We start from the raw sequence: 25,081 nt of genomic DNA on the forward strand, positions 1-25,081 counted from the left end.
TTCCGCGGGCAGTGCCCGCCGCCGAACCGCGCTGTGGCGCTATGGGTAACTAAGTCGCGTGAGACGCGGCAATGTCGTCGACAGAACTCAAAGCGCGTTTTGCCCGCCGCTAGGCGCGCGCTGTAGTGTCAATTGAAACATAGTTGCGGGCATCGCAAACAATGTCTTAAATAAAATCTAAGGTGCGTCATGCTCTCCGCAGGAGCGCCAGCTGCCGCTGGGGGATACCGCGCTGTGGCGCTATGGGTAACTAAGTCGCGTGAGACGCGGCAATGTCGTCGACAGAACTCAAAGCGCGTCTTGCTCTCCGCAGGAGCGCTGACAAGCCGCGGATGGGCGCAGTGGGTAACTAAGTCGCGTGCGCCGCGACAATGTCACGAATAAAACCAAGGGCGCGATTTGCCCGCCGCTAGGCGCGGGCTATTTGCCGACACAGAAGCGGGCAAAAACCTGCTCCACCACAGCTTCGGAGGCCCGCTCCCCTGTCAGCTCCATGAGGCAGGAGATGGCATCCTCCACACAGACATCCACCGCGTCTAGGGTGAAGGCCATGGTCAAAGCTTCCACTGCGCTTTGCACAGCGGCAAGGGCGCGGTAAACACAGTCCTTCTGCCGCTCGTTGGCAATCATCGGCGCCTGGGGATCCAGATGCTCCAATGTCATAACCTGGCTGATGGCCTGGGATAGGGCTTCCCGGCCCTCCCCCGCCTTGGCAGATGTATAAACTATATGTTGAAATCTATTTTGAATATACTTTTCGTCAATTTTTTGATCCAGATCCTGCTTGTTGATAATGGCAATGGCCGGCTTATCCCCGCAGGCGGCTATGATTTCCCGATCATCCTCGGTGAGAGGGCTGGAGCTGTCAAAGACCGCCAGGATCAGGCTGGCCTGGTTGATCCGCTCCTTGGCCCGCTGGACACCGATGCGCTCCACCGGGTCGTCGGTGGCCCGGATGCCGGCGGTATCCGCCAGCCGGAGGGGGATGCCGTCCACAATGATGGTATCCTCCACCACATCCCGGGTGGTGCCGGGGATGGCGGTGACAATGCTCTTATCAAAGCCGGCCATCATATTCATCACGGTGGATTTGCCCACATTGGGCCGGCCCACAATGGCGGTATCAATCCCCTCCCGGAGCAGGCGGCCGGTATCAAAGGTGGCGATGAGGGATCTCAGCTCCTCCTCTGTCTGTTGCAGCCGGGCCAGGAGCCTTTCCCCTTCCACCTCTTCGACGTCCTCTTCGGGATAATCAATCCAGGCGGCGAGATGGGCGGCGTTTTCCACCAAGTCCCCGGTGATTTGTTGAATCTTTCGGAAGAGGGTTCCCTCTTTAGCCGCCAGGGCGGACTGGGCCGCCTGCCGTCCCTGGGCCGCGATCAGATCCGCCACCGCTTCCGCCCGGGTCAAATCCAGTTTGCCGTTTAAAAAGGCCCGCTTGGTAAATTCCCCCGGCCCTGCGGGCTTGGCGCCCTGGCGGATCAGGGCCGACACCAGCCGCTGGAGGAGATAGGGGCCTCCATGGCAGGAGATTTCCGCCACATCCTCCCCCGTATAGGAGCGGGGCGCTTTAAAGATCAGCACCACTGCTTCGTCAAAATCGCCGTCCCCGTCAAAAACATGGCCAAAGGTAGCGGTATAGCCCTCCATCCCGCACAGGTCATCCCCCATGGCGGAACGGAACACACAGGAGGTGATCTGCCGGGCCCTGGGCCCTGAAACCCGCACCGTGCCAATGCCGCCTACGCCTGGCGGTGTGGCAATGGCTGCTATGGTGGTTGTTTCCTTTTCTTCCATCCAAATCTCCTCCTTCCGCGGGCAGTACCCGCTGCCACCACCTGCCGGTGGGGGATATCGCGCTTATGTATCAATCGCAACATAAATGCGGGCATCGCGGACAGTGGTTTTAGCTAGGCCGTGGTCGCGTCTTGCCCGCCGCAGCCAAGCCGCATTGTGGCGCAATGGGTAACTTGATCGCGGGCATCGCGACAATGTCACCGACAAAACTCCGGGCGCGTTTTGCTGCCCGCTGGTCCGCCGGCTACCGCCGGGGGATTTCGCGCTATGGTGCAATGGGTAACTTAGTCGCGTGCGCCGCGGCAAAGTCACTGATAAAACCAAAGGCGCGTCTTGCCCGCCGCTAGGCGCGCGAAAGAAAAAGGGGTTTCTATGAAAGAAACCCCTTGGTGCCAAGTTGATGCCCCTTGGCGCGGATCAGTCGTCCAGGTTGATCTTGCCGAACAGGGGTGCTCCCTCCGCCTCGGTGGGCGGGGTGGACCGGATCTTAGCCGGCTCAGAAGGAGCGTTGTCCTCCCTGGGCGGACGGTTGTCCCGACGGGAGCCACGGCCCTCTTTATAGGGACGTTTGTTGTATCCGCCCCGATTCCGATCCCCTCTGGAGCCACGGTCACGGTTGCCGTAGCGGGCCGGACGGGGGTTCTTGGAGCTGATGACCACCCGGCGGTTTGGCTCCTCTCCAATAGAGGAGGAGGTAGCGCCTTCTACCTGCTGCACAGCGGAATGGATGATCCGCCGCTCATAGGGGTTCATAGGCTCCAAGGTGGTGCTGCGGCCGGTTCTCACCGCAGTATTGGCGATCTTGACAGCCAGATGCTCCAGGGTTTTTTCCCGTTTTTCCCGGTAATTGCCGCTGTCAAGGGTAATTCTGAAATAGCCGCCCTCGCCCCGGTTGGCCACCAGGCCCGCCAAGTACTGGAGCGCGTCCAGGGTCTCGCCCCGGCGTCCGATGATGATGCCCAGGCCTTCCCCTTCCAAAACCAGGGTGGCGTTATCCTCTTCTTCTTTGACCTGGATCTCCACATTTTCAAGGCCCATGTTGTGAAGGACTTCCGTGACATAATCCACAGCCAGCTGGGCTTTGGATGTCCGATAGGTGACCTTGACCTTTGCGGGGGTATTTTTCAAGCCGAAAAATCCCTTTTTCGGAAGATCGATAATTTCAATTTCCACAGCATCCCGCTCTACGCCCAGGCTTTCACATGCGAGATTGACCGCTTCTTCTACCGTCCGGCCTGTCATCTCAATCTCTCGTACCATGTTGTTACATCTCCTCTATCCTGGATTTTCCTGTAAATGATCGGCAACCAAAGTTTCTCACTTCAGGTCGTCGTCGGTTACATCCACATATTCTTCGCCGTATTTCTCCGCGTCCCGACGCCGGGCCTCCGCCAGCTTACGGCGGTTGATTTCCTTCTGGGTCAGCTCCTCATCGCTGAGGAACTCCTCCACTTTCATGGGCTTAATATTCTTATTCTTTCCCTTTTTCGCGTTTTCGTTGTGGTATTTTGCAGCCTCTTCCGCCGCCCGTTTTCTGGCTTCCAACCGCTCCTGCCGTTTTCTTTCCCGCTCTTCCTCTTCCCTCTCCTTGGCCGCCGCGATCATTTCAGCGGGATTATAGATCCGGTTGAGGACAATGGACTGAACGGTCTGGAACACGTTGGACAAAATCCAGTACATACCGACGCCGGCCGGTACCTGGAAGGCAATGATGACAGAAAAGATAGGCATAATGAAGGTCATGCCTTTCATAGCGCCGGCGCCGGCCTGGCCCTGGTTCATGGTGGGGTTTAACCGGGTGACAATCAGAGAGGATAACAGCGCCGTCACACCGGACAAAATGGGGATCAAAATCAGGATATTCAGGCTCCAGGTGGGGATCTCACCCAAATTCATCCCCAGGAAGTTCAGGCTCACCGAAGAAAGCTTGTCGGTGATCTCCGCCCCCACCGACGCAAAGGCCTCCGGATTGGCGTGGAAGATGTTGAGGATACTGATCTGGGGGCTGTAGGAGCTGAGTGCTTGTCCCGTTCCCGTGGCAATATTGGTCAGGGTGGTAATGGTATCCGCCGACAGATGAAGGATATGGGTCAGGGGCCGGTATATAACGTCAATCAAGCCAAAGAGGATCAGGATCTGGATGATCATGGGAAGGCAGCCAGCCGTGGGGCTGTAATGCTCCTTTTCATACAGGGCCATCAGCTCTTCCTGATATTTCTGCTTGTTGTTGCCGTATTTCTTCTGCAGTTCCATCACCTTTGGCTGGAACATGGCCATTTTTACGGTGGATTTCTGCTGTTTCACCGCCAACGGCAGCAGCAGCAGCTTGACGAGCAGGGTAAAGAAAATCAGGGCAATGCCATAATTCTGCACCAGGGAATAACAGGCCCACATGACATAGCCCAAAGGTGTTCCAAAGATGGTATAAAGCAAACTCATGGATTTTAATCCTCCAAACCGGCAGTGTATCTTCTACCGGGTAATTTTCAAAATCACCGGCTACCGCCGGGGCCAGCTACCGCTGGGGGATATCGCGCTTATGTGTCAATCGCAACGTAATTGCGTGAGACGCGAACGATGTCTCAAACAAAACCCAGGGCGCGTCATCCTCGCCGGTAGGCGCGCGTCTTGCTCGCCGCTGACAAGTCGCGGATGGGCACTAGCGGTAACCCATTCGCGTGAGACGCGGCAAAGTTACGAAGAAAACTAAGTGCGCGTCTTGCCGCCCGCTAGGGCCGCTGGCGGCAAGTTGCCGCTGACAAGTCGCGCTGTGGCATCAATCGAAACAAAATCGCGGGCAACGCGAACGATGTCTCAAATAAAACTCAGGGCGCGCCAGCTACCGCTGGGGGATATCGCGCTGTGGTGTCAATCGCAACGTAATTGCGGGCAACGCAAACGATGTCTCAAACAAAACCCAGGGCGCGCCAGCTACCACTGGGGGACACCGCGCTGTAGTGCCATTGGCAACAAAAACGCGGGCAACGCGGCAGTGTCTCAAACAAAACCCAGGGCGCGTCATCCTCGCCGGTAGGCGCGCGTCATCCTCGCCGGTAGGCGCGCGTCTTGCTCGCCGCTAGGCGCGCGTCGTCCTGCTTTGGCAGGGACCGGCGGAAGGTGAAGTGATCCGGCACAGGATCATAGCCGCCTCTGCAAAAGGGCTGACAGCGCAACAGCCTATAAAACGCCAATAGCCCGCCCCTCACCACGCCGAAGCGGGAAATCGCCTCCATGGCATAGGAAGAGCAGGTAGGATAAAACCTGCAGCAGGCAGGCTTTAAAGGGGATATAAACTTTTGATACAGGCGGATCAGCCCTAACATGCACTTTTTGATCATGATTCTTTTTGCAATGCGCCGATGGCCTCCAGCTGCTGGCGCATCATCTTCTGCACCAGGCCCATGGGGACCCGGCAGGTTTTGCTCCGGGCCACAAAGCAAATATCCCAGGAAGGGGGCACCTGCTGTTCCAGCAGGCGGTAAGCCTCCTTAATGACCCGGCGGGCCCGGTTGCGCTGTACTGCTTTTCCGATTTTTTTGCTGGTGGTAATACCGATCCGGTTATAGCCCCGCCTTGTGCGCAGGGCATAGGTGACCAGCACATTTCCGGCCCTTGATTTTCCTCTTCCATACAGCCGCCGGAAATCCCTATTTTCATTGAGCATCTGGGTGTGTTCCATACTTCCTCCCACCCCCAGCCGGCGGGCAGTGCCCGCTGCCAAACCGCGCTGATGTTTCAATCGTAACGTAATTGCGGGTGTCGCGAACGATGTCTCAAACAAAACCCAGGGAGCATCATCCCGCCCCGGCAGGGGTCGCGTGTGTCGCGGCAGTGTCGCGGATAAAACTCGGGGCGCGTCTTGCCCGCCGCTAGGCGCGCTGGCGGGCAGTGCCCGCAACCGAGTCGCGCTGTATCACAACGGAAAACAAAAGCGCGTGTGACGCGACAATGTCGCGAATAAAACCAGGCGCGCGTCTTGCCCGCCGCAGGAGCGCGTGTGTCGCAAACAGTGGTTTCCACTAGACTGTGGCCGCGTGTGTCGCGGCAGTGTCGCGGATAAAACTCGGAGCGCGTCTTGCCCGCCGCTAGGCGCGCTGGCGGGCAGTGCCCGCAGCCGGACCGCGCCCCTCCCGGGGCGGATATCGCGCTGTGGCGTCGTTCGAGACAAAATCGCGGGTGTCGCGACGGTGGTTTTGGCTAGGCCGTGGGCGCGTCTTGCTCTCCGCAGGAGCGGTGGTAAAAAGAAAGACCACAATGTTTTGTGGCCCCTATGTTAGTAAGACAGCTGCTTTCTGCCTCTGGCTCTTCTGCGAGCAAGTACTTTACGGCCGTTTTTGGTGGCCATTCTCTTTCTGAATCCGTGCTCTTTAGCGCGATGAATCTTTTTCGGCTGATAAGTTCTTTTCACTTTCATACCCTCCTTTCGAGGCTAACCTTGCAAGGTTACATTATAAAGGATAAAACCCGCCCGTGTCAATATCATTATGGCGGAAAATCCAGGTTTTTTGGCCTATCCATCACATTTTCGCTTCATTTTCCCCTTTGCAAGGAAAAATCCGCACTCCTTACATATTATAATAGGTTCAAATACACCGGTGGAAAAGCTTGCTTGCGGGCCGGAAATATGCTACAATAGAAATCGGATATTTCTGTCCATTTTTTAGTTTCTCACCAAGTTTTCCAGGATACTTTTCCACTGTTTCAACAGGTTTTCCACAGACAATCTTGATTTTCTGTGGATTCCTTCTTTTTATCCCATAGAAATGCTGTTTGAGGGGGATGTTCATCGCCATGGAATCATTCAAAGAAGTGTTCGGTCTGGTCAGCGATTACTGTAAGCACGAGATTTCTTCAGTGGCCCATGACCTTTGGATCAGCTGCATCGAACCGGTAGGCTTTGACGGCAGGGTGGCAAAGCTTTATGTGCGCAGCGAGTTCCAAAAAAATATCATTGAGCAAAAGTATTCCGCCCTGCTCAACAAGGCCTTTGAGGAGGTACTGGGTTTCCCTGTCACCATCCAGATCACCTGCGATGAGGATAAGGTGGATTCGGAACAGGCCAAGAAGGTCCTTTCCACCTATACCCCCGAGGAGGTGGAGAAAAGCGCCCAGGGCGGGGATTATGAATACACCTTCTCCACCTTTATTGTAGGCCCCTCCAACAAGTTTGCCCATGCCGCTTCCCTGGCGGTGGCGGCCAATCCATCCGGCGCCTACAACCCTCTGTTTATCTACGGCGGTTCCGGCCTGGGCAAGACCCATCTGCTCCACGCCATCTGCGCCGAGATCCGGGAAAACAAGCCGGGCACCAACATCATCTATGTCAAGGGCGAGGAATTCACCAATGAGTTGATCGAAGCCATTGGAAACAAGACCACCCCGGAATTCCACAACAAATACCGCCAGGCGGACGTGCTGCTGGTGGACGATATCCAGTTTATCGGCGGTAAGGAGAGCACCCAGGAGGAGTTCTTCCACACCTTTGAGGCCCTCTACACCGCGGAAAAACAGATTGTCCTGACCTCTGACCGGCCGCCCAAGGAGATCAAAACCCTGGAAGAGCGGCTGCGGACCCGCTTTGAATGGGGACTTCTGGCCGACGTGCAGCCCCCGGATTTTGAGACCAGGATCGCCATCATCCGCCGCAAGGCCCAGCTTTTAGATATTGAGATTCCCGACGAGGTGGCGGAATATATCGCCAACCGGCTGAAAAACAACATCCGCCAGCTGGAGGGAGCGGTGAAAAAGCTCAAGGCCTACAAGCTGCTGGCCAATACGCCGCCCTCCATCTCCATTGCCCAGAACGCCATCCGGGACATCCTCAACGACAACCAGCCGGTGCCTGTCACCGTAGAGCGGATCATCTCCGAAGTGGCCCGGACCTTCTCCGTCTCCGCCGCGGATATCCGCTCCAACAAGCGCAGCGCTCCCATCTCCAACGCCCGGCAGGTGGCCATCCACATTGTCCGGGAGATCACCCAGATGTCCATGTCCTCCATCGGCGAGGAATTCGGCGGCCGGGATCACTCCACCATTGTCTACGCCATCCAGCAGGTGGAGAAGAACATGGAGCAAAACTCCCGCTATAAGGAGACCATTGAGGATATCATCAAAAACATTCGCAACTCCTAGCCACCTGCCGGTGGGGGAAGTCGCGCTGTGGCGTCGTTCGAAACAAAAACGCGTGTGTCGCGGCAATTTTCTGAAGAAAACCTAGGCCGCGTCCTCCCGCCCCGGGAGGGGCTTTCCACAGGGAAAGATTCCACCATTTCCACAGGCAAAAAATCCGATGGAAAAACAGCCCCTGTTTTACACCGGATTTTCCCCCTATTTTTCACATTGCACCTTTTGTTTTACACTGCCTTGTGGAAAATGATCTTCTCCTTTCACTTGTCCACAACCGGCTCACAAGGGCCTCCCCAAAGAAAAAATCCTGTTTTTGGCTTAGAAAAAGGCATTTTCCGCCTTTTCCACAAATTCACAGCCTCTACGACTAATACTATTTTTTCTATATATTCCTATCCTATTCTTTCCATGTTTTTTGAATCTGATAGGAAATCCTCAAACAAAGGAGTGGAAACCCCATGCAAATTGTCTGTGATAAAAACACCCTGTCCCAGGCGGTCAGCAATATTTCCCGATCTGTCTGCTCCAAATCTGCCATTACCGCATTGGAGGGCATCCTCGTTGAAGCGGAAAACGGAAAGGTTAAATTTTCCGCCTATAACCTGGAGATGGGGATGACCACCTCTATGGAAGCAGCGGTCAAGGAGCCCGGCTCCATTGTACTGGGCGCCAAGATCTTCTTTTCCATGGTCAGCCGTCTGCCGGCGGAACAGGTGGAAATCAAAAGCGACGAAAACCTGATGACCACCATCATCAGCGGGCCCAGTGAATTTTCCATTATGGGCCTCTCCCCTTCCGAGTTCCCCGAGATGCCCAGCATCACCGATGGAAAGGGTTTCAACGTACCCAAGTTTAAACTCAAGGCTATGATCGATCAGACCCTGTTCGCGGTGGCACAAAACGACGCCAAACCGGTGTATACCGGCTCCCTGTTTGAGACAAGGGACGGGGAATTGACCGTGGTTTCGGTGGACGGTTACCGGCTGGCCATGCGCAGGGAAAAAATCGACTCGGATGAAGAGCTTCGCTTTATTGTGCCGGGCAAGACCCTTTCCGAGGTTTCCAAACTCATCGACGACGGGGAGGAGGATGTCTCCATCTCCTTCTCCAGAAAGCATATTGTCTTTTCCATTGACAGCTATCATGTCATCTCCCGGCTGCTGGACGGGGAATTTTTGGATTATAACGCCACCATCCCCCAGGGGGAAAAGACCACCGTGATTGTGGATACCCGTGCTTTCTGCGATTCCATTGAACGGACTTCCCTGCTCATCAACGACCGGCTGAAAAGTCCCTTAAGCGTTAAGTTTGAGGATAATATGATCTATCTCCACTGTGTCACCGCCATGGGAAAAGCATCCGACTCCCTGGGCTGTGAAATCCAGGGGGAAAATGTGACCATTGGCTTTAACAACCGTTATCTCCTGGACGCCCTCAAGGGCACCGGCTGCGATAAGGTCAAGCTCCTGCTCTCCGGCAGCCTGTCCCCCATGAAGGTTGTCTCTTTGGAGGACGACAGCTTCCTGTTCTTGGTCCTCCCTGTCCGCCTAAAATCCGACCTCTAGCGGCGAGTCGCCGCAGCCACCACCTACCGGTGGGGGATATCGCGTTGTGGTTTCAATCGCAACATAAATGCGGGCATCGCGGATAGTGGTTTTAGCTAGGCCGTGGTCGCGTCTTGCCCGCCGCCAGGCGCCGCAGGAGCGTGGGCGGTTTCGGCGGCAGCCGACGATTTTTTGGAACATCCCGGGGCCAGCTGCCGCTGGAGGATATCGCGTTTATGTGTCAATCGCAACATAGTTGCGGGCAACGCGGCAATGGTTTTAGCTAGGCCGTGGTCGCGTTTTGCCCGCCGCGAGGCGCGGATGGGCGCTGACAGCGACTTATTTGCGTGAGACGCGGCAGTGTCGCAGATAAAACTCCGGGCGCGTTTTGTTCTCCGCAGGAGCATGGGCGGTTTCGGCGGCAGCCGACGATTTTTCGGAACATCCCGGGGGAATCCAGTGGTGTTAGCCCCCGGGATTGGGAGAAAAATCGCTGCCCATACTGGTGGGAAAGCAGCGAGCCTCATTAGGGGGATATCCAAGGGGAGCACCCCTTGGATCACTTTTGCATCCTTTTCTTGAGAGAAAAGGATGTGCCCGCGCGGCATGAGCGCAGAACCACCTGCCGGTGGAGGAAGTCGCGGATGGGCGCTGTCAGCGACCTATTTGCGTGAGACGCGGCAGTGTCGCGAATAAAACCAGAGGCGCGACCTGCCCGCCGCTAGGCGCGCGGGCGACGCGGCAGTGTTACAAACAAAACCCAGAGCGCGATCTGCCCGCCGCTAGGCGCGCCCCGGGAGGGGCCCACCTACCGGTGGAGGATGTCGCGGATGGGCGCTGTCAGCGACCTATTTGCGTGAGACGCGGCAGTGTCGCAGATAAAATCCAGGGCGCGATCTGCTGACCGCAGGTCCGCGTGCGACGCGGCAGTGCCGCAGACAAAATCCAGGGCGCGATCTGCGGGCGCGTCTTCCTCACCAGTAGGCGCGCTGTGGCGTCGTTCGAGACATAAGCGCGGGCATCGCGAGCAGTGCCGCAGACAAAATCCAGGGCGCGTCATCCCCGCCGGTAGGCGGAAAGGAGAGTTGAGATGGAAAAACATGAAATACAGATTGACACCCCCTTTATCCGGCTGGACCAGATGCTGAAGTTCTGCGGCCTGGCGGAGACAGGCGGCCACGCCAAGGAGATTGTGGAGGAGGGTGTCTGCAAGGTCAACGGAGCCATCTGCATCCAGCGGGGGAAGAAGCTCTTCCCCGGGGATACCCTGCAGGTGGATGATATCTTGATCGAGGTCACAGGTTTTGAGGATTGAAAGGCTGTCATTAAAAAACTACCGCAATTTAGAGGATACCCAGGTATCCTTTTCCCCGGGGGTCAATCTCATCTGCGGGGACAACGGCCAGGGAAAAACCAACCTGATCGAAGCCATCTGGCTGCTCACCGGCGCCAGGAGCTTCCGGGGCAGCAGGGACGGGGACCTGATCCGGTTTGGGGAGGAAAGGGCTTGGATTGAAGCCGCCTTCTTCGGCCAGATGCGGGAGCAGTCCATCTCCATCCAGCTGGGCCCCAAGCGGCAGAGCGCCTTAAACGGGGTAGCGGTCTCCTCCCACGGGGAGCTGGCCGAAGCCTTCGGCGCTGTGGTATTTTCCCCGGTCCATCTGGAGATTGTCAAGGACGGCCCGGACAAACGCCGGAAATTCCTGGACACGGCCATCGGCCAGATCAAAGAGCGGTATCAAAAATACATGCAAAACTACAACCGCATCCTCCTCCAGCGCAACACCCTGCTCAAGGATGTCCAGGCCCACGGGGAGCTTCTCCCCCTGCTGGAGGTGTATGACGAGCATCTGTCCCAGACGGCGGCTGTCATTACGGTGATGCGCAGAAGCTATATTGAAAAGCTCAAAGACCATGCCACCGCCTTCTACCGGGAGATTTCCGGCGGGCGGGAGGATTTTTCCCTCCGGTACCAGTGCAGCCTGGGCCGGGAGATCCAGGGCCTGGACGGCCCGGCGCTGAAAGACGCCTATCAGAAGGCGCTGGAGGAGAGCCGGGAAAACGATATGACCTATAAAACGACCTCCGTCGGCCCCCACCGGGACGACCTGGAGATCACCTTAAACGGACTTTCCGCCCGAAGCTTTGGCAGCCAGGGCCAGCAGCGCAGCTGTGTGCTGGCTTTAAAGCTCAGCGAGGGGCAGATCCTCCGGGAGGTGCTGGACGACACGCCGGTGATCCTGCTGGACGATGTGCTAAGCGAGCTGGACGCCAAGCGCCAGGCCTATCTGCTGGGGGAGATGGCGGGGATGCAGGTGTTTATCACCTGCTGTGACCGGCATATCCGGGAGGATCTGGAAAAAGGGCTCCTTTTCTCCATTGAAAAGGGCCGGCTCACCCAGGAGGAAACCAAGGAAAAGGAGGAATCCCATGTATCTGCATCTGGGACAGGACACGGTGGTCAAGCTCAGTGAGGTGGTAGCCATCTTTGATTTGGAAAACGCCTCCATCGCCAAGGCCACCAAGCGGTATCTGGCTTTGGCCCAGAAACAGGGCCTGGTGGTCAACGTATCCACAGAGCTTCCCAAATCCTTTGTGGTCTGTGTGGATGAGAAGGGGAAAAACACCGTGTATATCTCCCAAATCTCCTCCGCCACCCTAAAAAAGAGAACCAATTTCGTCAAAGAAATTTCTATATAGAGAAAAAACTGAGATACGGAGGTAATCATCAGTGAGCGAAAAGCAGCAAACGCCTGCCTATGACGGCAGTCAGATACAGGTACTGGAAGGCCTGGAAGCGGTGCGCAAACGGCCGGGTATGTACATCGGCTCCACCGGGAGCCGGGGCCTGCATCACCTGGTCTATGAGATTGTGGACAACTCCATCGACGAGGCCCTAGCCGGTTACTGCGACAAGATCAGCGTGGAGATACTTCCCGGAGAGGTCATCCGGGTCCGGGACGACGGCCGAGGCATCCCGGTGGGCATCCAGCCAAAGCTGGGCATCCCGGCGGCTACGGTGGTCTTTACCGTCCTCCACGCCGGTGGCAAGTTCGGCGGCAGCGGTTACAAGGTTTCCGGCGGCCTTCACGGCGTAGGCGCTTCGGTGGTCAACGCCCTCTCCACCTGGCTGGAGGTGGAGATCTGCGACGGGCAGCACCGCTACAAACAGCGCTTTGAGCGGGGCAAGGCGGTGGACGACCTGCACATCATCGAGGAAACCGACGCCACCGGCACCCAGGTCACCTTCTCCGCCGACCCGGAGATCTTCGAGACGGTGGAATACGATTACGACACCCTGATGACCCGGCTGCGGGAACAGGCTTTCTTAAACGCCGGGGTCCACATTGTGGTGGAGGACAAACGGCCGGGCAAGGAACAGTCGGAGCACCTTCACTATGAAGGCGGCATCCGCTCCTTTGTGGAGTACATCCACAAAAAACGGGGTTTGGATGTGCTCCACGACGATGTGATCTACCTTTCCGCTGTGGATGGGGATACCACCGCCGAGGTGGCTTTGCAGTATAACGACAGTTATAACGCCCTGATCCTCTCCTTTGCCAACAACATCCCCACCACCGAAGGCGGCACCCATGAAATGGGCTTTAAAAACGCCTTGACCCGTGTCTTTAACGATTACGGGAAGAAATACAACATCCTCAAGGACGGGGAAAAGCTCTCCGGCGACGACGTGCGGGAGGGATTGACCTGCGTCATCAGCGTCAAGCTCACCGACGCCCAGTTTGAGGGACAGACCAAGGCGAAATTGGGCAATACCGACATCCGCTCCCTGGTGGAGGGGATGGTCTATGAGAAGCTGGACACCTTCTTTGAGGAGAATCCGTCCATTGCCCGGGCCATTCTGGATAAATCCATCACCGCCTCCAAGGCCAGGGAGGCCGCCCGGAGGGCCAGGGAGCTGACCCGCCGCAAATCAGCGCTGGAGACCGCTTCCCTCCCCGGCAAGCTGGCCGACTGTTCCTCCCGGGACAATGTCTATACCGAAATCTACATTGTAGAGGGAGATTCCGCCGGAGGCTCCGCCAAGATGGGACGGGACCGCCGGTTCCAGGCCATCCTTCCCCTGTGGGGCAAGATGCTCAACGTGGAAAAGGCCCGCCTGGACAAGGTCTATGGCAACGACAAGCTGATGCCGGTGGTGACAGCCCTGGGCTGCGGCATCGGCGACGAGTTCGATATTGAGAAGCTGCGGTACGGCAAGGTCATCATCATGGCCGATGCCGATGTGGACGGCAGCCATATCCGCACCCTGCTGCTGACCTTCTTCTTCCGGTTTATGCGGCCCCTCATCGAAAACGGCAACATCTATCTGGCCCAGCCTCCCCTGTTCAAGCTGACCCGGGGCAAGCAGGTCCGCTACGCCTACTCGGATAAGGAGCGGGATGAGTATATCGAACAGCTGGGCGGTCCTGAGCACGGCAAGGTGGATATCCAGCGGTACAAAGGCTTGGGCGAAATGGATCCTGAACAGCTGTGGGAGACCACCATGGATCCGGAATACCGGACCATGCTCCAGGTGAGTATGGAGGACGCGGCCAAGGCCGACGAGATCTTCACCATCCTGATGGGAGACAAGGTCCTCCCCCGCCGTGAATTTATCGAGCAGAACGCCAAATATGTCAATAATTTGGATATTTAAGATTTTCTTTGGAATTGTTCATCCTTTTGTTCCATAAACATGATATGATAGGAAAAAAACGCAGGAGGAAAGAAAAATGAAAAGAATAGCTGCAATGATGATGGTACTGATCATGATGTTTTCCATGGCAACCATGAACGCCTTCGGTATGGTGGCCATGGCTGAGCCTGTGGAGACCACCACAAGCCAGGTTAAGGATAACCCCGGCACCGGTGACAACAGCATTCTGCCCTGGGCCATCGGCGGCGGCGCCATCGCTGTGGCCGCCGCGGTAGCCGCCGTCTTCCTTGGCCGCAAAAAATAGCGGGCAGTGCCCGCTTCCAGGCCGCGCTGTGGTGTCGTCCGTAACAAAAACGCGGGTGTCGCGGACAGTGTCGCAGATAAAGTTCGAAGCGCGACTTGCTCTCCGCTAGGAGCGCGCTGTGGCGTCATTCGAGACAAAGTCGTGGGCAACGCAAACAGTGTCTCGGATAAAACTGTGGGCGCGACTTGCTGACCGCAGGTCCGCGTCTTGCCTACCGCCAGGCGTCGCAGGAGCATGGGCGGTTTCGGCGGCAGCCGACGATTTTTCGGAACATCCCGGGGCCAGCTGCCGCTGGAGGATATCGCGTTTATGTGTCAATCGCAACGCAGCTGCGGGCATCGCGGACAATGGTTTTAACTAGGCCGTGGGCGCGTCATCCCGCCCCGGTAGGGGCCGCCCATACTGCCGGGAGAGCAGCGAGCCCCATCAGGGGGATATCCAAGGGGCACTCCCCTTGGATCACTTTTGCATCCTTTTCTTGAGAGAAAAGGATGGCGGGCAGTGCCCGCTGCCAAACCGCGCTGTGGCGTCATTCAAGACAAAGTCGTGGGCAACGCGAACAGTGTCTCGGATAAAACTGTGGGCGCGACTTGCTGACCGCAGGTCCGCGGCATGAGCGCAGAACCAGCTACCGCCGGGCGGGCAGTGCCCGCAGCCAAACCGCGCCGGCTACCGCCGGAGGAAGCCGCGTTGTGGTTTTAATCGCAGCATAGTTGCGTGAGACGCGGCAGTGTCGCAAACAAAACCCAGGGCGCGTCATCCCGCCCCGGAAGGGGCCCACCTACCGGTGGGGGATATCGCGTTTATGTGTCAATCGCAACGCAGCTGCGGGCATCGCGGACAATGGTTTTAACTAGGCCGTGGGCGCGTCATCCCGCCCCGGCAGGGGCCTGAAAGGAGAAAAGATATGGCGGAAGAAAATGCACAGCAGAAAGCCCTTTTCACCATCCGGCAGAGGATTGATGAGCAGACCTATGAGGACTTCAACTTCCTCATGGTGGAGGATATGGTAAAAAACAAGAAAAGGCAGGTCAAGGTGCTGGGGATCATTGAGATTGTCATTGGCGTCCTTTTTCTGCTGGTCACCCTCTTTTCCCAGGAAAGGGCCAACTGGGTCTATTCCCTGCTGGCGGCGGTGCTCATCCTGCTGGGAATTTACGGCATGCTGTTTTACCGCTATGTCTTCCCCAGCCGTCTGAAAAAGGCGGCCAAGAAACAATACGCGAGGAACCCTTATCTGCAAAATGAGGTAGAATTCCGCTTTTACGAGGACGCCTTCCGGGAGATCTCAGCGGAAACCGACAACACGGTGGACTGGGAGGAGGTCCAGCGGATCCTCTACACCGACCATTTGATCGTCCTGATGCTGGCAAACCGGCGGTGTGTCATCATCCCCAGAACCAGCATCCGTAACTTTGACACCGAGTTCCTCAAATACCTGGAACGGCAGATCCATCACCATGAGATCACAGCCCTCCACAAGGAATCGGCTGCCCGGTAATAGGGCGGGAGGTAGGATATGGAGCAGTTTTCGATTGATTACCGCTTGGATGAAGAGGAGATCAGAATGAGCCTCAGTCAGGTCTGGCTCAGGCAGAAGGGCTGGAAGACGGGGATTTTCGCCCTGGTCTTTCTGCTGGCCGGCGTGGACTTTTTCTGGGTCGCCAATTATTTTGTAGGTGTAATCAGCTTGGCTGCCGCGGTAGCGGTGGTGCTGGTGCCCTTCTTTGGCATCCGGAAGTCCGCGGCTTTTTCATCGGCTCAGAAGCTCTATTACCGGCTGGTCTTTGAAGAGCCTAAGATCACCGTGGATGTATCCTCCCCTTTCGGCGAGGAGCACCATCCCTATGACATCGGTTATGAAAATGTCCATAAGATCTATGAGACCCAGGAGTTTTTTATGATCAGCGTGACAAAGGAAAAGATCATCCCCATCCCCAAGGGGGATCTGGAACCGGAGCTGCAGCAGGCTGTCAGCGGTTTTTTCGCAAAGGTCTTTGGGGAGAAATACCGTGCCGCCAAGGCTGGAAAATAACATCACCGGCAGGAGGAAGCGCCAATGGAAGAAAAAAAGGATAGGACTACAGAGGGAAACATCCCCCAGCAGGGGGAGGATTTATCGGAACAGGACAAGGAAATCCTGGCGGAAATTGACCGGGAGGACATGGATGAAATGGACAAAAAGGCCCAGGACGCCCTGGGTGCTGACGAATGGATCCATGTGGACTTTACCCTGGATTATGATACCGCTTTAGAGGGGCTCAAGCTGGCGGCCAGGATGCTGCTGGAATCCCAGCGGAGCTTACAGACCGTGGCCTTTGGCATTGTGATTATCACCTTCATCTGGCCCGCCATCTCCGGCGGCTGGCGGGATCCGGCCATCCTCATCGTAGGTATTGTCATCATCCTGGCCTGTATATACGGCATCTACGCCGCCTGGCACTTCCCCAAGGTCCACCGGCTGCAAAACGCGAGGAAGATGGCCGACGCTCAGACCCCCTGGACCATGGAGATCTTCCCCGACCATGTGATGGTGCGGGAGGGGGACGAAACCACACTGCTGGAATTTACCAACAAGAGCTTTAAATGCTATGATTCGGGCAACGTGCTGCTCTTTGTCTACAACCGGCTGGATATTATCATTGTCCCCAAGGCCGCGTTAGGGGAGCAGGAAGAGAGGGTCCGCTCCGTCCTCAAGGCAAAGCTCATGGCCAAATATATCACCATCGGCACCGGGGCGGTAAGGTTCTGGGATAAGGTGAAAAACCGGTTTAGCAAGAGCCCGGATCATGGAAAAGAGAAAGAAAATAATCCCAACGGGTAACGATAAAAAAGATTTAGGGTGAAAAATATTATGGAAAACAACGGATCCAAGGTCATTACCATCGACATAGAAAAGGAAATGAAAAAGTCCTTTCTGGACTATTCCATGTCGGTGATCGTCAGCCGCGCCCTGCCGGATGTGCGGGACGGGCTCAAGCCGGTCCACCGGCGGATCCTCTATACCTTTTACGAGAACAGCCTGGGACCGGACAAGCCCTACCGCAAATGCGCCGACACTGTAGGCGCTGTGCTGGGCCGGTACCATCCCCACGGCGACGCCTCGGTCTATGACGCCATGGTCCGTCTGGCCCAGGATTTCTCCATGCGCTATCCCCTGGTGGACGGACACGGCAACTTCGGTTCGGTGGACGGGGATCCCCCTGCCGCCTACCGTTATACCGAGTCCAGAATGAGCAAAATCGCGGTGAAGATGCTCACCGATATCGATAAGGATACGGTGGACTTTGTCTCCAACTACGACGACCGCCTGAAGGAACCGGCGGTCCTCCCCTCCCGCTTCCCCAACCTGCTGGTCAACGGCTCCACCGGCATCGCCGTGGGTATGGCCACCAACATCCCGCCCCACAACCTGCGGGAGGTCATCGACGGGGCCTGCCATCTCATCGACAACCCAGACGCGGACCTGCCGGAGCTGATGGAGTACATCCAGGGCCCCGACTTCCCCACCGGCGCGGTGATTATGGGCCGTGCCGGCATCCGCAGCGCCTACGCCACCGGCCGTGGCCGGGTCATTGTCCGGGCCAGGGCCTCCATTGAGGAGGGCAAAAAGGGCCGGATGCGGATTGTGGTCACCGAGCTGCCTTATATGGTCAACAAGGCCCGGCTCATCGAGTCCATCGCCAACCTGGTCAAAGAAAAGCGGATTGACGGCATCTCCGACCTGCGGGACGAGTCGGACCGGGACGGCATGCGGATTGTGGTGGAGCTGAAAAAGGACGCCAACGCCCAGGTGGTCCTAAACCAGCTCTATTCCTACTCCCAGATGCAGGAGACCTGCGGCGTCATCATGCTGGCCCTGGTGGACGGGGCGCCCAAGGTCATGGGCCTGAAGGAGATGCTCACCCATTACAACCAGTTCCAGTTCCAGATCATCACCCGCCGGACCCAGCATGACCTGAAGAAGGCCCAGGAGCGGGCCCATATCCTGGAGGGCTTAAAGATCGCCCTGGATTTCATCGACGAGGTCATCGCCATCCTGCGGGCTTCCAAGAATATTGCCGACGGCAAAACCCAGCTGATGGAGCGCTTCGGACTTTCCGACGCCCAGGCTTCGGCCATTGTGGCCATGCGGCTGGGCCAGCTCACCGGCTTGGAGCGGCAGAAAATTGAGGATGAACTGGCTGCCCTCCATGAAAAGATCCAGGAGCTTTTGGCCATCCTGGCCGACGACGGCAAGGTTTACGCCATTGTCAAGGAAGAGCTCCAGGAGATCAAGGAGAAATTCGGTGACGAGCGGCGCACCGAGATCCAGTCGGTATCCGGCGAGGTGGATATTGAGGATCTGATCCCCGAAGAGGACTGTGTGGTCACCCTGACCCACTTTGGATATATCAAGCGCCAGGCGGTGGATTCCTATAAGACCCAGCGCCGGGGCGGCCGGGGTATTTCCGGCATGACCACCCGGGAGGAGGATTTCGTGGAGGATCTGTATATTTCCTCTACCCATGATTACCTCCTCTTCCTGACCAACAAGGGCAGGATGTACCGGCTCAAGTGCTACGAGATCCCCGAGAGCTCCAGGACCTCCAAGGGCACCAACATCGTCAACCTCCTGCCCCTGGAAAGCGACGAAAAGGTGGCCTCCATGATTAAGCTGGATTCCATTGACCAGGAGGGATATCTGGTCATGGTCACCCGCCAGGGCATCATCAAGCGCACGGCCATCAGCGCCTTCCGCAACATCCGCAAATCGGGACTCATTGCCCTGACCATTGACGAGGGGGATGAGCTGGCCTGGGTGCGGATGACCAGCGGCGCCAATGAGCTGATTGTGGCCACCAAAAATGGTATGGCCATCAAGTTTGATGAAAACGATGTCCGTCCCATGGGCCGGACCGCCCGGGGCGTCAAAGCCATCACCCTGGAGGATGGTGATATGGTCATCGGCATGGCCCGGGTCCGGGAGGGGGCAACCCTCCTCACCGTGTCCGACAAGGGCTTAGGCCGGAGAAGCCGGCTTTCCGACTACCGGACCCAGTCCAGGGCCGGAAAAGGCGTCACCAACTACAGGGTGAGCGACGAAAAGGGCTATGTGGCCGGCGTCAAGGTGGTGGATGAGGATGACGATGTCATCATGATTACCGACGGCGGCGTCATCATCCGGATCCCGGTCAGCCAGATTCCCATCCACTCCCGGTACAGCACTGGGGTAAAATGCATGCGGGTGACCGACGATACCAGCGTGGTTACCCTGGCCCGGGCCCCCAAAGAGGTGGAGGACGACACAGAGGAAGAGGATACGCAAACGCCTCCCTCCCCAGAGGAGCAGGAAACACCCGCTGAGGAACCGGAAGCAGAAGAATAAATCCATCAAAAAGGACGCCATCCGGCGTCCTTTTTTCACCCCCACCTGCCGCCGGGCGGCCGGCTACCGCCGGGAGAAGTCGCGCTCATGTGTCAATCGCAACATAGTTGCGTGAGACGCGGCAATGTCGCGAATAAAACCAAGAGCGCGATTTGCCCGCCGCTAGACGTACCCCACAAACAGGGGGATATCCAAGGGGGAGAGGCGGCCATGGGGCGACTGAGGCGTATTCCCAGGAGGGCTGTGTTGGCAGAAAGGACATAGCCATAAAAGAAAGGCTATGCGGCAGCCAGCCGCCGCCCCCTTGGATCACTTTTGCATCCTTTTCTTGAGAGAAAAGGATGTGCCCGCCCCGGCATGAGGGGCCGCCACCCACCTGCCAGTGGGGGGACACCGCGCTGGCGGGCAGTGCCCGCTGCCAAATCGCGCTATGGCGCAATGGGTAACTTAGTCGCGGGCTAAACGGCGGTGGTTTTAGCTAGACCGTGGTCGCGTCATCCCCGCCGGAAGGCGCGAGTTTTGCCGCCCGCTAGGGCTGTTTGTTCATATTTATGCGGTATTTTTCAATTGTTGGATATGCTATAATATGGACGCAGCGGGCGGCCACCTGCCGGTGGGGGATATCGCGTCTATGTGTCAATCGCAACGCAGCTGCGGGCATCGCGGACAGTGTCGCAGATAAAACTCCGGGCGCGTCTTCCCGCCCCGGTAGGGGCCCACCTACCGGTGGGCGGCGAGTCGCCGCAGCCAAGCCGCGCTGTGGCATCGTTTGTAACAAAAGCGCGTGTGTCGCGGCAAAGTCACTGATAAAACCAAAGGCGCGTCTTGCCCGCCGCCAGGCGCCGCAGGAGCGTGGGCGGTTTCGGCGGCAGCCGACGATTTTTTGGAACATCCCGGGGGAATCCAGTGGTGTTAGCCCCCGGGATTGGGAGAAAAATCGCCGCCCATACTGGCGGGAAAGCAGCGAGCCCCAATCAGGGGGATATCCAAGGGGCGCTCCCCTTGGATCACTTTTGCATCCTTTTCTTGAGAGAAAAGGATGTGCCCGCCCCGGCATGAGGGGCCGCCACCCACCTGCCAGTGGGGGGACACCGCGCTGGCGGGCAGTGCCCGCTGCCAAGCCGCGTTGCGGCGCAATGGGTAACTTGGTCGCGTGTGTCGCGGCGGTGTCGCGAATAAAACCAAGAGCGCGATCTGCCGACCGCAGGTCCGCGTCCTGCTCTCCACTAGGAGCGCGCTGTTGTGTCAATCGCAACAAAAATGCGGGCATCGCGGACAGTGGTTTTAGCTAGGCCGTGGTCGCGTCATCCCCGCCGCAAGGCGAGCGGGCGGCGAGTCGCCGCAGCCAAGCCGCGTTGTAGCGCAATGGGTAACTTAGTCGCGTGTGTCGCGACGGCGGTTTTGGCTAGACCGTGGTCGCGTCATCCCCGCCGGGAGGCGCGCGGGCTACGCGGGCGGCGAGTCGCCGCAGCCAGATCGCGCTATGGCGCAATGGGTAACTTAGTTGCGTGGGCCGCGGCGGTGTCGCGAATAAAACCAAGAGCGCGATCTGCCGACCGCAGGTCCGCGTCTTGCCCGCCGCTAGGCGCGGGAGAAAGTTTCAACGAAAGGAGGCAACAGGTGTGGAAAACTTGAACGAACAGCCCAATAACAGCAATCAATATCCTTATCAAATGCCTTCTTACGGCCCTGGGGATGATGCATATACCTATGTTTCTGGATTTGGATTTGTCCCCACCCCTCCGGATGTGGCGGAGCGGCAGGCTATCCGATCCCGTGGAAACGCCTTAGGCGCCGCCTTTTTGGTTTATTTCCTGGTGCTCTCCTTTGTTCCCAATATCATGATGGTGTTTTTCTCCATGATCTTTAGTGATGTGGTGATCACCGGCGACGGGGTCTTTGTGGCCCATCCAGCGGTCTACGAACTGCTGAGTATGGTGATTACCATCATAGCATACCTGTTCCCCTTCCTTCTGATTTACCGGTTTTCGGTCAAAGAAAAATGCCAAGACTCCTTCCCCCTCCGGGTCCGCAGCCGTGGGATTGCGCTCCTTTCTATCCCCATCTGCCTGGCGGTGACGGTCATTGCCATGGAGGCCACCCAGATGTTGGCGGCGCTCTCTTCCGCCATCGGCGTCCCGATGACAGAGGAGCTCTCCATTGTACCTCCCACTGATACGGCGGCGCTGGTGCTCTTTTACCTACGGATGACCCTATTGCCCGCCGTCATGGAGGAGATGGTATTCCGGGGCGTTATTTTCCAGTCCCTGCGGAAGTTTTCTGACCCAATGGCCCTGTTCATCTCCGCTGGGCTCTTCAGCCTGGCTCATATGAGCTTGGTCAAAATCCCTTACACCTTCCTCATGGGCCTGTGTATCGGCTATTTTGTGATGAAAACCAATTCCCTGCTGACGGGAATGGCCATCCACCTTGTCAACAACACCTATGTGCTCACCAAGGAGCTCATCGGCTCCAATATGCCGGCGGAATTGCTTCCTATTTTCCAAGATATATCCAGTATCGCCCTGATTATTCTAGGATTTGTGGCCCTGCTCCTGCTTGTCAACCGGTACAGCGGTATGTTTACCCTGAGGCCCAACAGCGGCTATCTCCGGGTCTATGAGCAGATACGCTCTTTTGCGGCGGCTCCGGCCATGACCATTACAGGGGTGCTGCTGGTCATGCTGACAGTTTACCCTTATATCGCAGCGATTGGTTAAAGGAGGACCGTGATGCAGACGGATTTTGCGGCGGATCAGGAATATATGGGCTTGGCGCTCCAAGAGGCGGAGAAGGCCGCCCAGCTGGGAGAAGTCCCCATCGGCGCGGTCATCGTCCGGGATGGGGAGGTCATCGCCCGAGCCCACAACCTGCGGGAGACGGAGAAAAATGCCCTGGGCCACGCGGAGCTGCTGGCCATTGACCGGGCTTGCAAAGCTTTAGGGGGCTGGCGGCTGACCCGCTGCACCCTCTATGTCACATTGGAGCCCTGCACCATGTGCGCCGGGGCCATCGTCAACGCCCGGCTGCCCCGGGTGGTCTTCGGCGCCCGGGATCCAAGGGCCGGCGCCTGTGGATCGGTCTGCTCCCTCTTTGATATGCCCCTGGGTCATCGCCCCGCCCTGACCCAAGGGGTGCGGGAGGAGGAATGCAGGGCCATCCTCTCCCAGTTTTTTCAGCAGCTGCGGAAAAAGAAATAGAACAAAAGCCTCCGGCAGAAGCCGGAGGCTTTTTTGGGCCCCTTCTGGGGAACCGGGCTAGCCCTCCTGGGCCATCCGGTACATCTTTTCATACAGGTCGGGATAATGCCGCTTCATATTCATGGGCTTAAAGGTTTTGGAGTCCACCCAGGCATGGGTGGTGGAGCCGGTATTGCAGGGCTTCCCCTCCCCCTCCTTGTAGACCTCATAGCAGAACTGGATGCGGGCCGGCGTGATCTGCCCAATATGGACCCGCACCGTCAGTTCGTCCTCGTAGCGGGTCACCCCTTTGTAATGGGATGTCAGCTCCACCAAGGGGGTCATGACCCCCATCCGCTCCATCTGGGAATAGGTGACGCCGATGAGCTTGATGAAATCGGTACGGGCCACCTCATACCACACCGGATAGACGGAATGGTGGGTGATCCCCATTTGGTCGGTTTCTGCATAACGAACTGTAATTTTACTCTCAGAATATACCATGAGTTTCTTCCTTTCCGAAGATTTCATTGTAAAATGTATCATAGCTTACTGCTATTATACCGCATTTTAGACGATTGGGGGAAGTCCATTCAGGACTTCCAAGAAACCCCTTGCAACCGTTTTTTACTGTCACGCTGGAGGGGCAAAAAACAGCGGGGACCCATGACAAAACATAAGGAAAATGGCATCCTAATATTGTAAAATAGCGGATATTTTCCGGAGGAATTTTTGTTCCCACGGAAAGAAAGGGGTTTTGCAAGATGAAGATGAAAAAATTGCTCTGCGGCCTGCTGGTCGCGGTGCTGGTCTTGGCCCTGGCGCCGGTGACAGCCTTTGCCGCCGGTGAATTATGGGTCAACGGCGTGGATATTCTGACAGCGGACGGCAACACCGTCCAGTGCGGCGAGGGCACAGCGGTCTATGACCCGGACAACGCCATACTGACCCTGACCAACGCCACCCTGAATCAGGCAAATTTGCAAAGCAGGGTCATTGACGTCCCCAGCAGTATAGGGGAATTGACCATCCGCCTGGTGGGAGATAACACCATAGAAAATCATTCTGAAGGTATTACGGCCTCCTGCCCATTGACCATTGACGGCCAGGGCACCCTGACCATTACGACGGGAACCACCGCTGGATTACTTTCAAGAGGCGACATGGTGATCGACGGCGCTACGGTCACCGTTACTACCACAAATGACGGCGCTATCCAGGCGGATGGGGCGAATCTCACCCTCCAAAACGGCGCTACCCTAAAAGGGACAGGCAGTTATTATGGGGTGAACGCCCAGCAGGTTTCAGTGACAGGAAAAAGCACCCTGAACGCTGAAGCTACTGAAGATTACGGCAACGCCGTTGTTAGCCAAAATGGCATCAATATAGAAAATTCTACCTTCATCGGATCGAGCTATTATCCCGCGCTCTATAGCCAAGGGGATATCTCCCTGACGGATGCCACCGTCACCGCTACCTCCACCGACGACTATGGCATCTGGACCCCTGGTTCGCTCCGCATCGCCGGGGACTGCCAGATAACCGCCAATGGCGGCATGTGGGGCGCCACCGGCACCCAGGTCACCGCACCGGCGGATGGCTGGGTGGATGTCCTGTTGGGAGATGACGCGGAAAGCGCCCAACCCTCGGCAAGCTCCCCCATAGAGCCCGGCCAGACCGTGTATTTTGTAGGAATGGATAACTATTTCTATGCAAAGGTAGCGCCTCACGCCCATGAGCTGACCCATGTGCCGGCAGTAGCGCCCACTCCGGCAAAACCCGGCAACATTGAGTACTGGTACTGCGAGGCCTGCGGCACATACTTTGCCGACGCGGAGGGCGCCCAGGAGATCACCGAGGCGGACACCTATCTGGCGCCGGAAGGCACCGCGGATATCCCCGGCTCTAACGTGGGCCAGGTAGGCGGCGGTGATTGGCAGTGGCCCTCTGGCTCCGGTTCTTCTTCCGGTTCCACCGGTTCCACCTCCACCGATTCTGGCAAACTGCCTCCCAACACTGGTGACAGCTTCCCGGTGGCAGGCATTGCCCTGCTGGCGGCGGCTTCCCTGGGCGGCATCCTCTTTACTAGAAAGAAATAATCCA

Annotated in this window: 20 protein-coding genes and 1 pseudogene; 14 read left to right on the forward strand and 7 right to left on the reverse strand. The window is 57.3% G+C overall.

Translation table 11 applies throughout. From position 1 onward, the window contains the following. Positions 1-420: 420 nt before the first annotated feature. From mnmE to rpmH, 6 genes and pseudogenes are all read right to left on the reverse strand, one after another. Positions 421-1,797: a tRNA uridine-5-carboxymethylaminomethyl(34) synthesis GTPase MnmE gene (gene mnmE / locus WGC32_RS11825; RefSeq protein ID WP_342682174.1), complete on the reverse strand. Its 1,377-nt coding sequence runs from the start codon at positions 1,795-1,797 to the stop codon at positions 421-423. Between the two features lie 417 nt (positions 1,798-2,214). Then, positions 2,215-3,057: an RNA-binding cell elongation regulator Jag/EloR gene (gene jag / locus WGC32_RS11830; protein WP_342682175.1), complete on the reverse strand. Its 843-nt coding sequence runs from the start codon at positions 3,055-3,057 to the stop codon at positions 2,215-2,217. 57 nt (positions 3,058-3,114) lie between these two features. Next, complete coding sequence (locus WGC32_RS11835) at positions 3,115-4,236, reverse strand: membrane protein insertase YidC (protein WP_191509751.1); 1,122 nt, start codon at positions 4,234-4,236, stop codon at positions 3,115-3,117. A 692-nt stretch (positions 4,237-4,928) separates the two neighbouring features. Beyond that, a pseudogene (gene yidD / locus WGC32_RS11840) lies at positions 4,929-5,132 on the reverse strand (membrane protein insertion efficiency factor YidD); the annotation flags it as partial. Then, on the reverse strand, positions 5,132-5,476 hold the full coding sequence (gene rnpA / locus WGC32_RS11845; RefSeq protein ID WP_191482536.1) for a ribonuclease P protein component: 345 nt from the start codon (positions 5,474-5,476) through the stop codon (positions 5,132-5,134). The gene rnpA and the pseudogene yidD, both read right to left, overlap by 1 nt. A gap of 594 nt (positions 5,477-6,070) precedes the next feature. Continuing rightward, positions 6,071-6,205: a 50S ribosomal protein L34 gene (rpmH, locus tag WGC32_RS11850; protein ID WP_191482523.1), complete on the reverse strand. Its 135-nt coding sequence runs from the start codon at positions 6,203-6,205 to the stop codon at positions 6,071-6,073. A 383-nt stretch (positions 6,206-6,588) separates the two neighbouring features. Here rpmH and dnaA point away from each other — a divergent pair, with 383 nt between their 5' ends. From dnaA to WGC32_RS11915, 13 genes are all read left to right on the forward strand, one after another. Beyond that, on the forward strand, positions 6,589-7,929 hold the full coding sequence (gene dnaA / locus WGC32_RS11855) for a chromosomal replication initiator protein DnaA (RefSeq protein WP_191482522.1): 1,341 nt from the start codon (positions 6,589-6,591) through the stop codon (positions 7,927-7,929). A gap of 452 nt (positions 7,930-8,381) precedes the next feature. Then, positions 8,382-9,488 (forward strand): DNA polymerase III subunit beta, encoded by a 1,107-nt coding sequence (gene dnaN / locus WGC32_RS11860; RefSeq protein ID WP_342682180.1) that lies wholly within the window; start codon positions 8,382-8,384, stop codon positions 9,486-9,488. Positions 9,489-10,557: 1,069 nt separating this feature from the next. Then, positions 10,558-10,782, forward strand: coding sequence for an RNA-binding S4 domain-containing protein (locus WGC32_RS11865; protein WP_191482520.1), 225 nt, complete (start codon positions 10,558-10,560; stop codon positions 10,780-10,782). Then, on the forward strand, positions 10,772-11,941 hold the full coding sequence (gene recF, locus WGC32_RS11870) for a DNA replication/repair protein RecF (RefSeq protein WP_342682183.1): 1,170 nt from the start codon (positions 10,772-10,774) through the stop codon (positions 11,939-11,941). Before WGC32_RS11865 ends, recF begins: the two co-directional genes overlap by 11 nt. Further along, positions 11,898-12,167, forward strand: a complete 270-nt coding sequence (remB, locus tag WGC32_RS11875) for an extracellular matrix regulator RemB (RefSeq protein ID WP_191482518.1) — start codon at positions 11,898-11,900, stop codon at positions 12,165-12,167. The genes recF and remB overlap by 44 nt, the downstream gene beginning before the upstream one ends. A gap of 31 nt (positions 12,168-12,198) precedes the next feature. Further along, on the forward strand, positions 12,199-14,127 hold the full coding sequence (gene gyrB / locus WGC32_RS11880) for a DNA topoisomerase (ATP-hydrolyzing) subunit B (protein ID WP_342682185.1): 1,929 nt from the start codon (positions 12,199-12,201) through the stop codon (positions 14,125-14,127). A gap of 76 nt (positions 14,128-14,203) precedes the next feature. Then, positions 14,204-14,431: a hypothetical protein gene (locus tag WGC32_RS11885; protein ID WP_191482516.1), complete on the forward strand. Its 228-nt coding sequence runs from the start codon at positions 14,204-14,206 to the stop codon at positions 14,429-14,431. 907 nt (positions 14,432-15,338) lie between these two features. Continuing rightward, on the forward strand, positions 15,339-15,932 hold the full coding sequence (locus WGC32_RS11890; RefSeq protein ID WP_342682186.1) for a YcxB family protein: 594 nt from the start codon (positions 15,339-15,341) through the stop codon (positions 15,930-15,932). Between the two features lie 18 nt (positions 15,933-15,950). Beyond that, positions 15,951-16,466 (forward strand): YcxB family protein, encoded by a 516-nt coding sequence (locus WGC32_RS11895; RefSeq protein WP_342682187.1) that lies wholly within the window; start codon positions 15,951-15,953, stop codon positions 16,464-16,466. Positions 16,467-16,490: 24 nt separating this feature from the next. Further along, on the forward strand, positions 16,491-17,255 hold the full coding sequence (locus tag WGC32_RS11900) for a hypothetical protein (protein WP_342682188.1): 765 nt from the start codon (positions 16,491-16,493) through the stop codon (positions 17,253-17,255). 30 nt (positions 17,256-17,285) lie between these two features. Continuing rightward, positions 17,286-19,799, forward strand: a complete 2,514-nt coding sequence (gene gyrA / locus WGC32_RS11905) for a DNA gyrase subunit A (protein WP_342682190.1) — start codon at positions 17,286-17,288, stop codon at positions 19,797-19,799. Between the two features lie 1,622 nt (positions 19,800-21,421). Next, positions 21,422-22,519 (forward strand): CPBP family intramembrane glutamic endopeptidase, encoded by a 1,098-nt coding sequence (locus WGC32_RS11910; protein ID WP_342682192.1) that lies wholly within the window; start codon positions 21,422-21,424, stop codon positions 22,517-22,519. A gap of 12 nt (positions 22,520-22,531) precedes the next feature. After that, positions 22,532-22,999 carry a nucleoside deaminase gene (locus tag WGC32_RS11915; RefSeq protein ID WP_342682194.1) on the forward strand — a complete coding sequence of 156 codons (468 nt, stop codon included), beginning with the start codon at positions 22,532-22,534 and terminating at the stop codon, positions 22,997-22,999. Positions 23,000-23,056: 57 nt separating this feature from the next. Here WGC32_RS11915 and WGC32_RS11920 read toward each other — a convergent pair whose 3' ends face one another. Next, the gene (locus tag WGC32_RS11920) at positions 23,057-23,482 is read right to left on the reverse strand and encodes an acyl-CoA thioesterase (protein WP_342682195.1); all 426 of its coding nucleotides are present in this window, start codon (positions 23,480-23,482) and stop codon (positions 23,057-23,059) included. 260 nt (positions 23,483-23,742) lie between these two features. On the opposite strand from WGC32_RS11920, the gene WGC32_RS11925 reads away from it, so the two are divergent. Beyond that, complete coding sequence (locus WGC32_RS11925; RefSeq protein ID WP_342682196.1) at positions 23,743-25,077, forward strand: carbohydrate-binding domain-containing protein; 1,335 nt, start codon at positions 23,743-23,745, stop codon at positions 25,075-25,077. The last annotated feature ends 4 nt before the right edge of the window (positions 25,078-25,081 follow it).

Origin of the sequence: Zongyangia acetica, assembly GCF_038739695.1 — a bacterium.
Taxonomy (GTDB): Bacteria; Bacillota; Clostridia; order Oscillospirales; family Ruminococcaceae; genus Zongyangia; species Zongyangia gallinarum.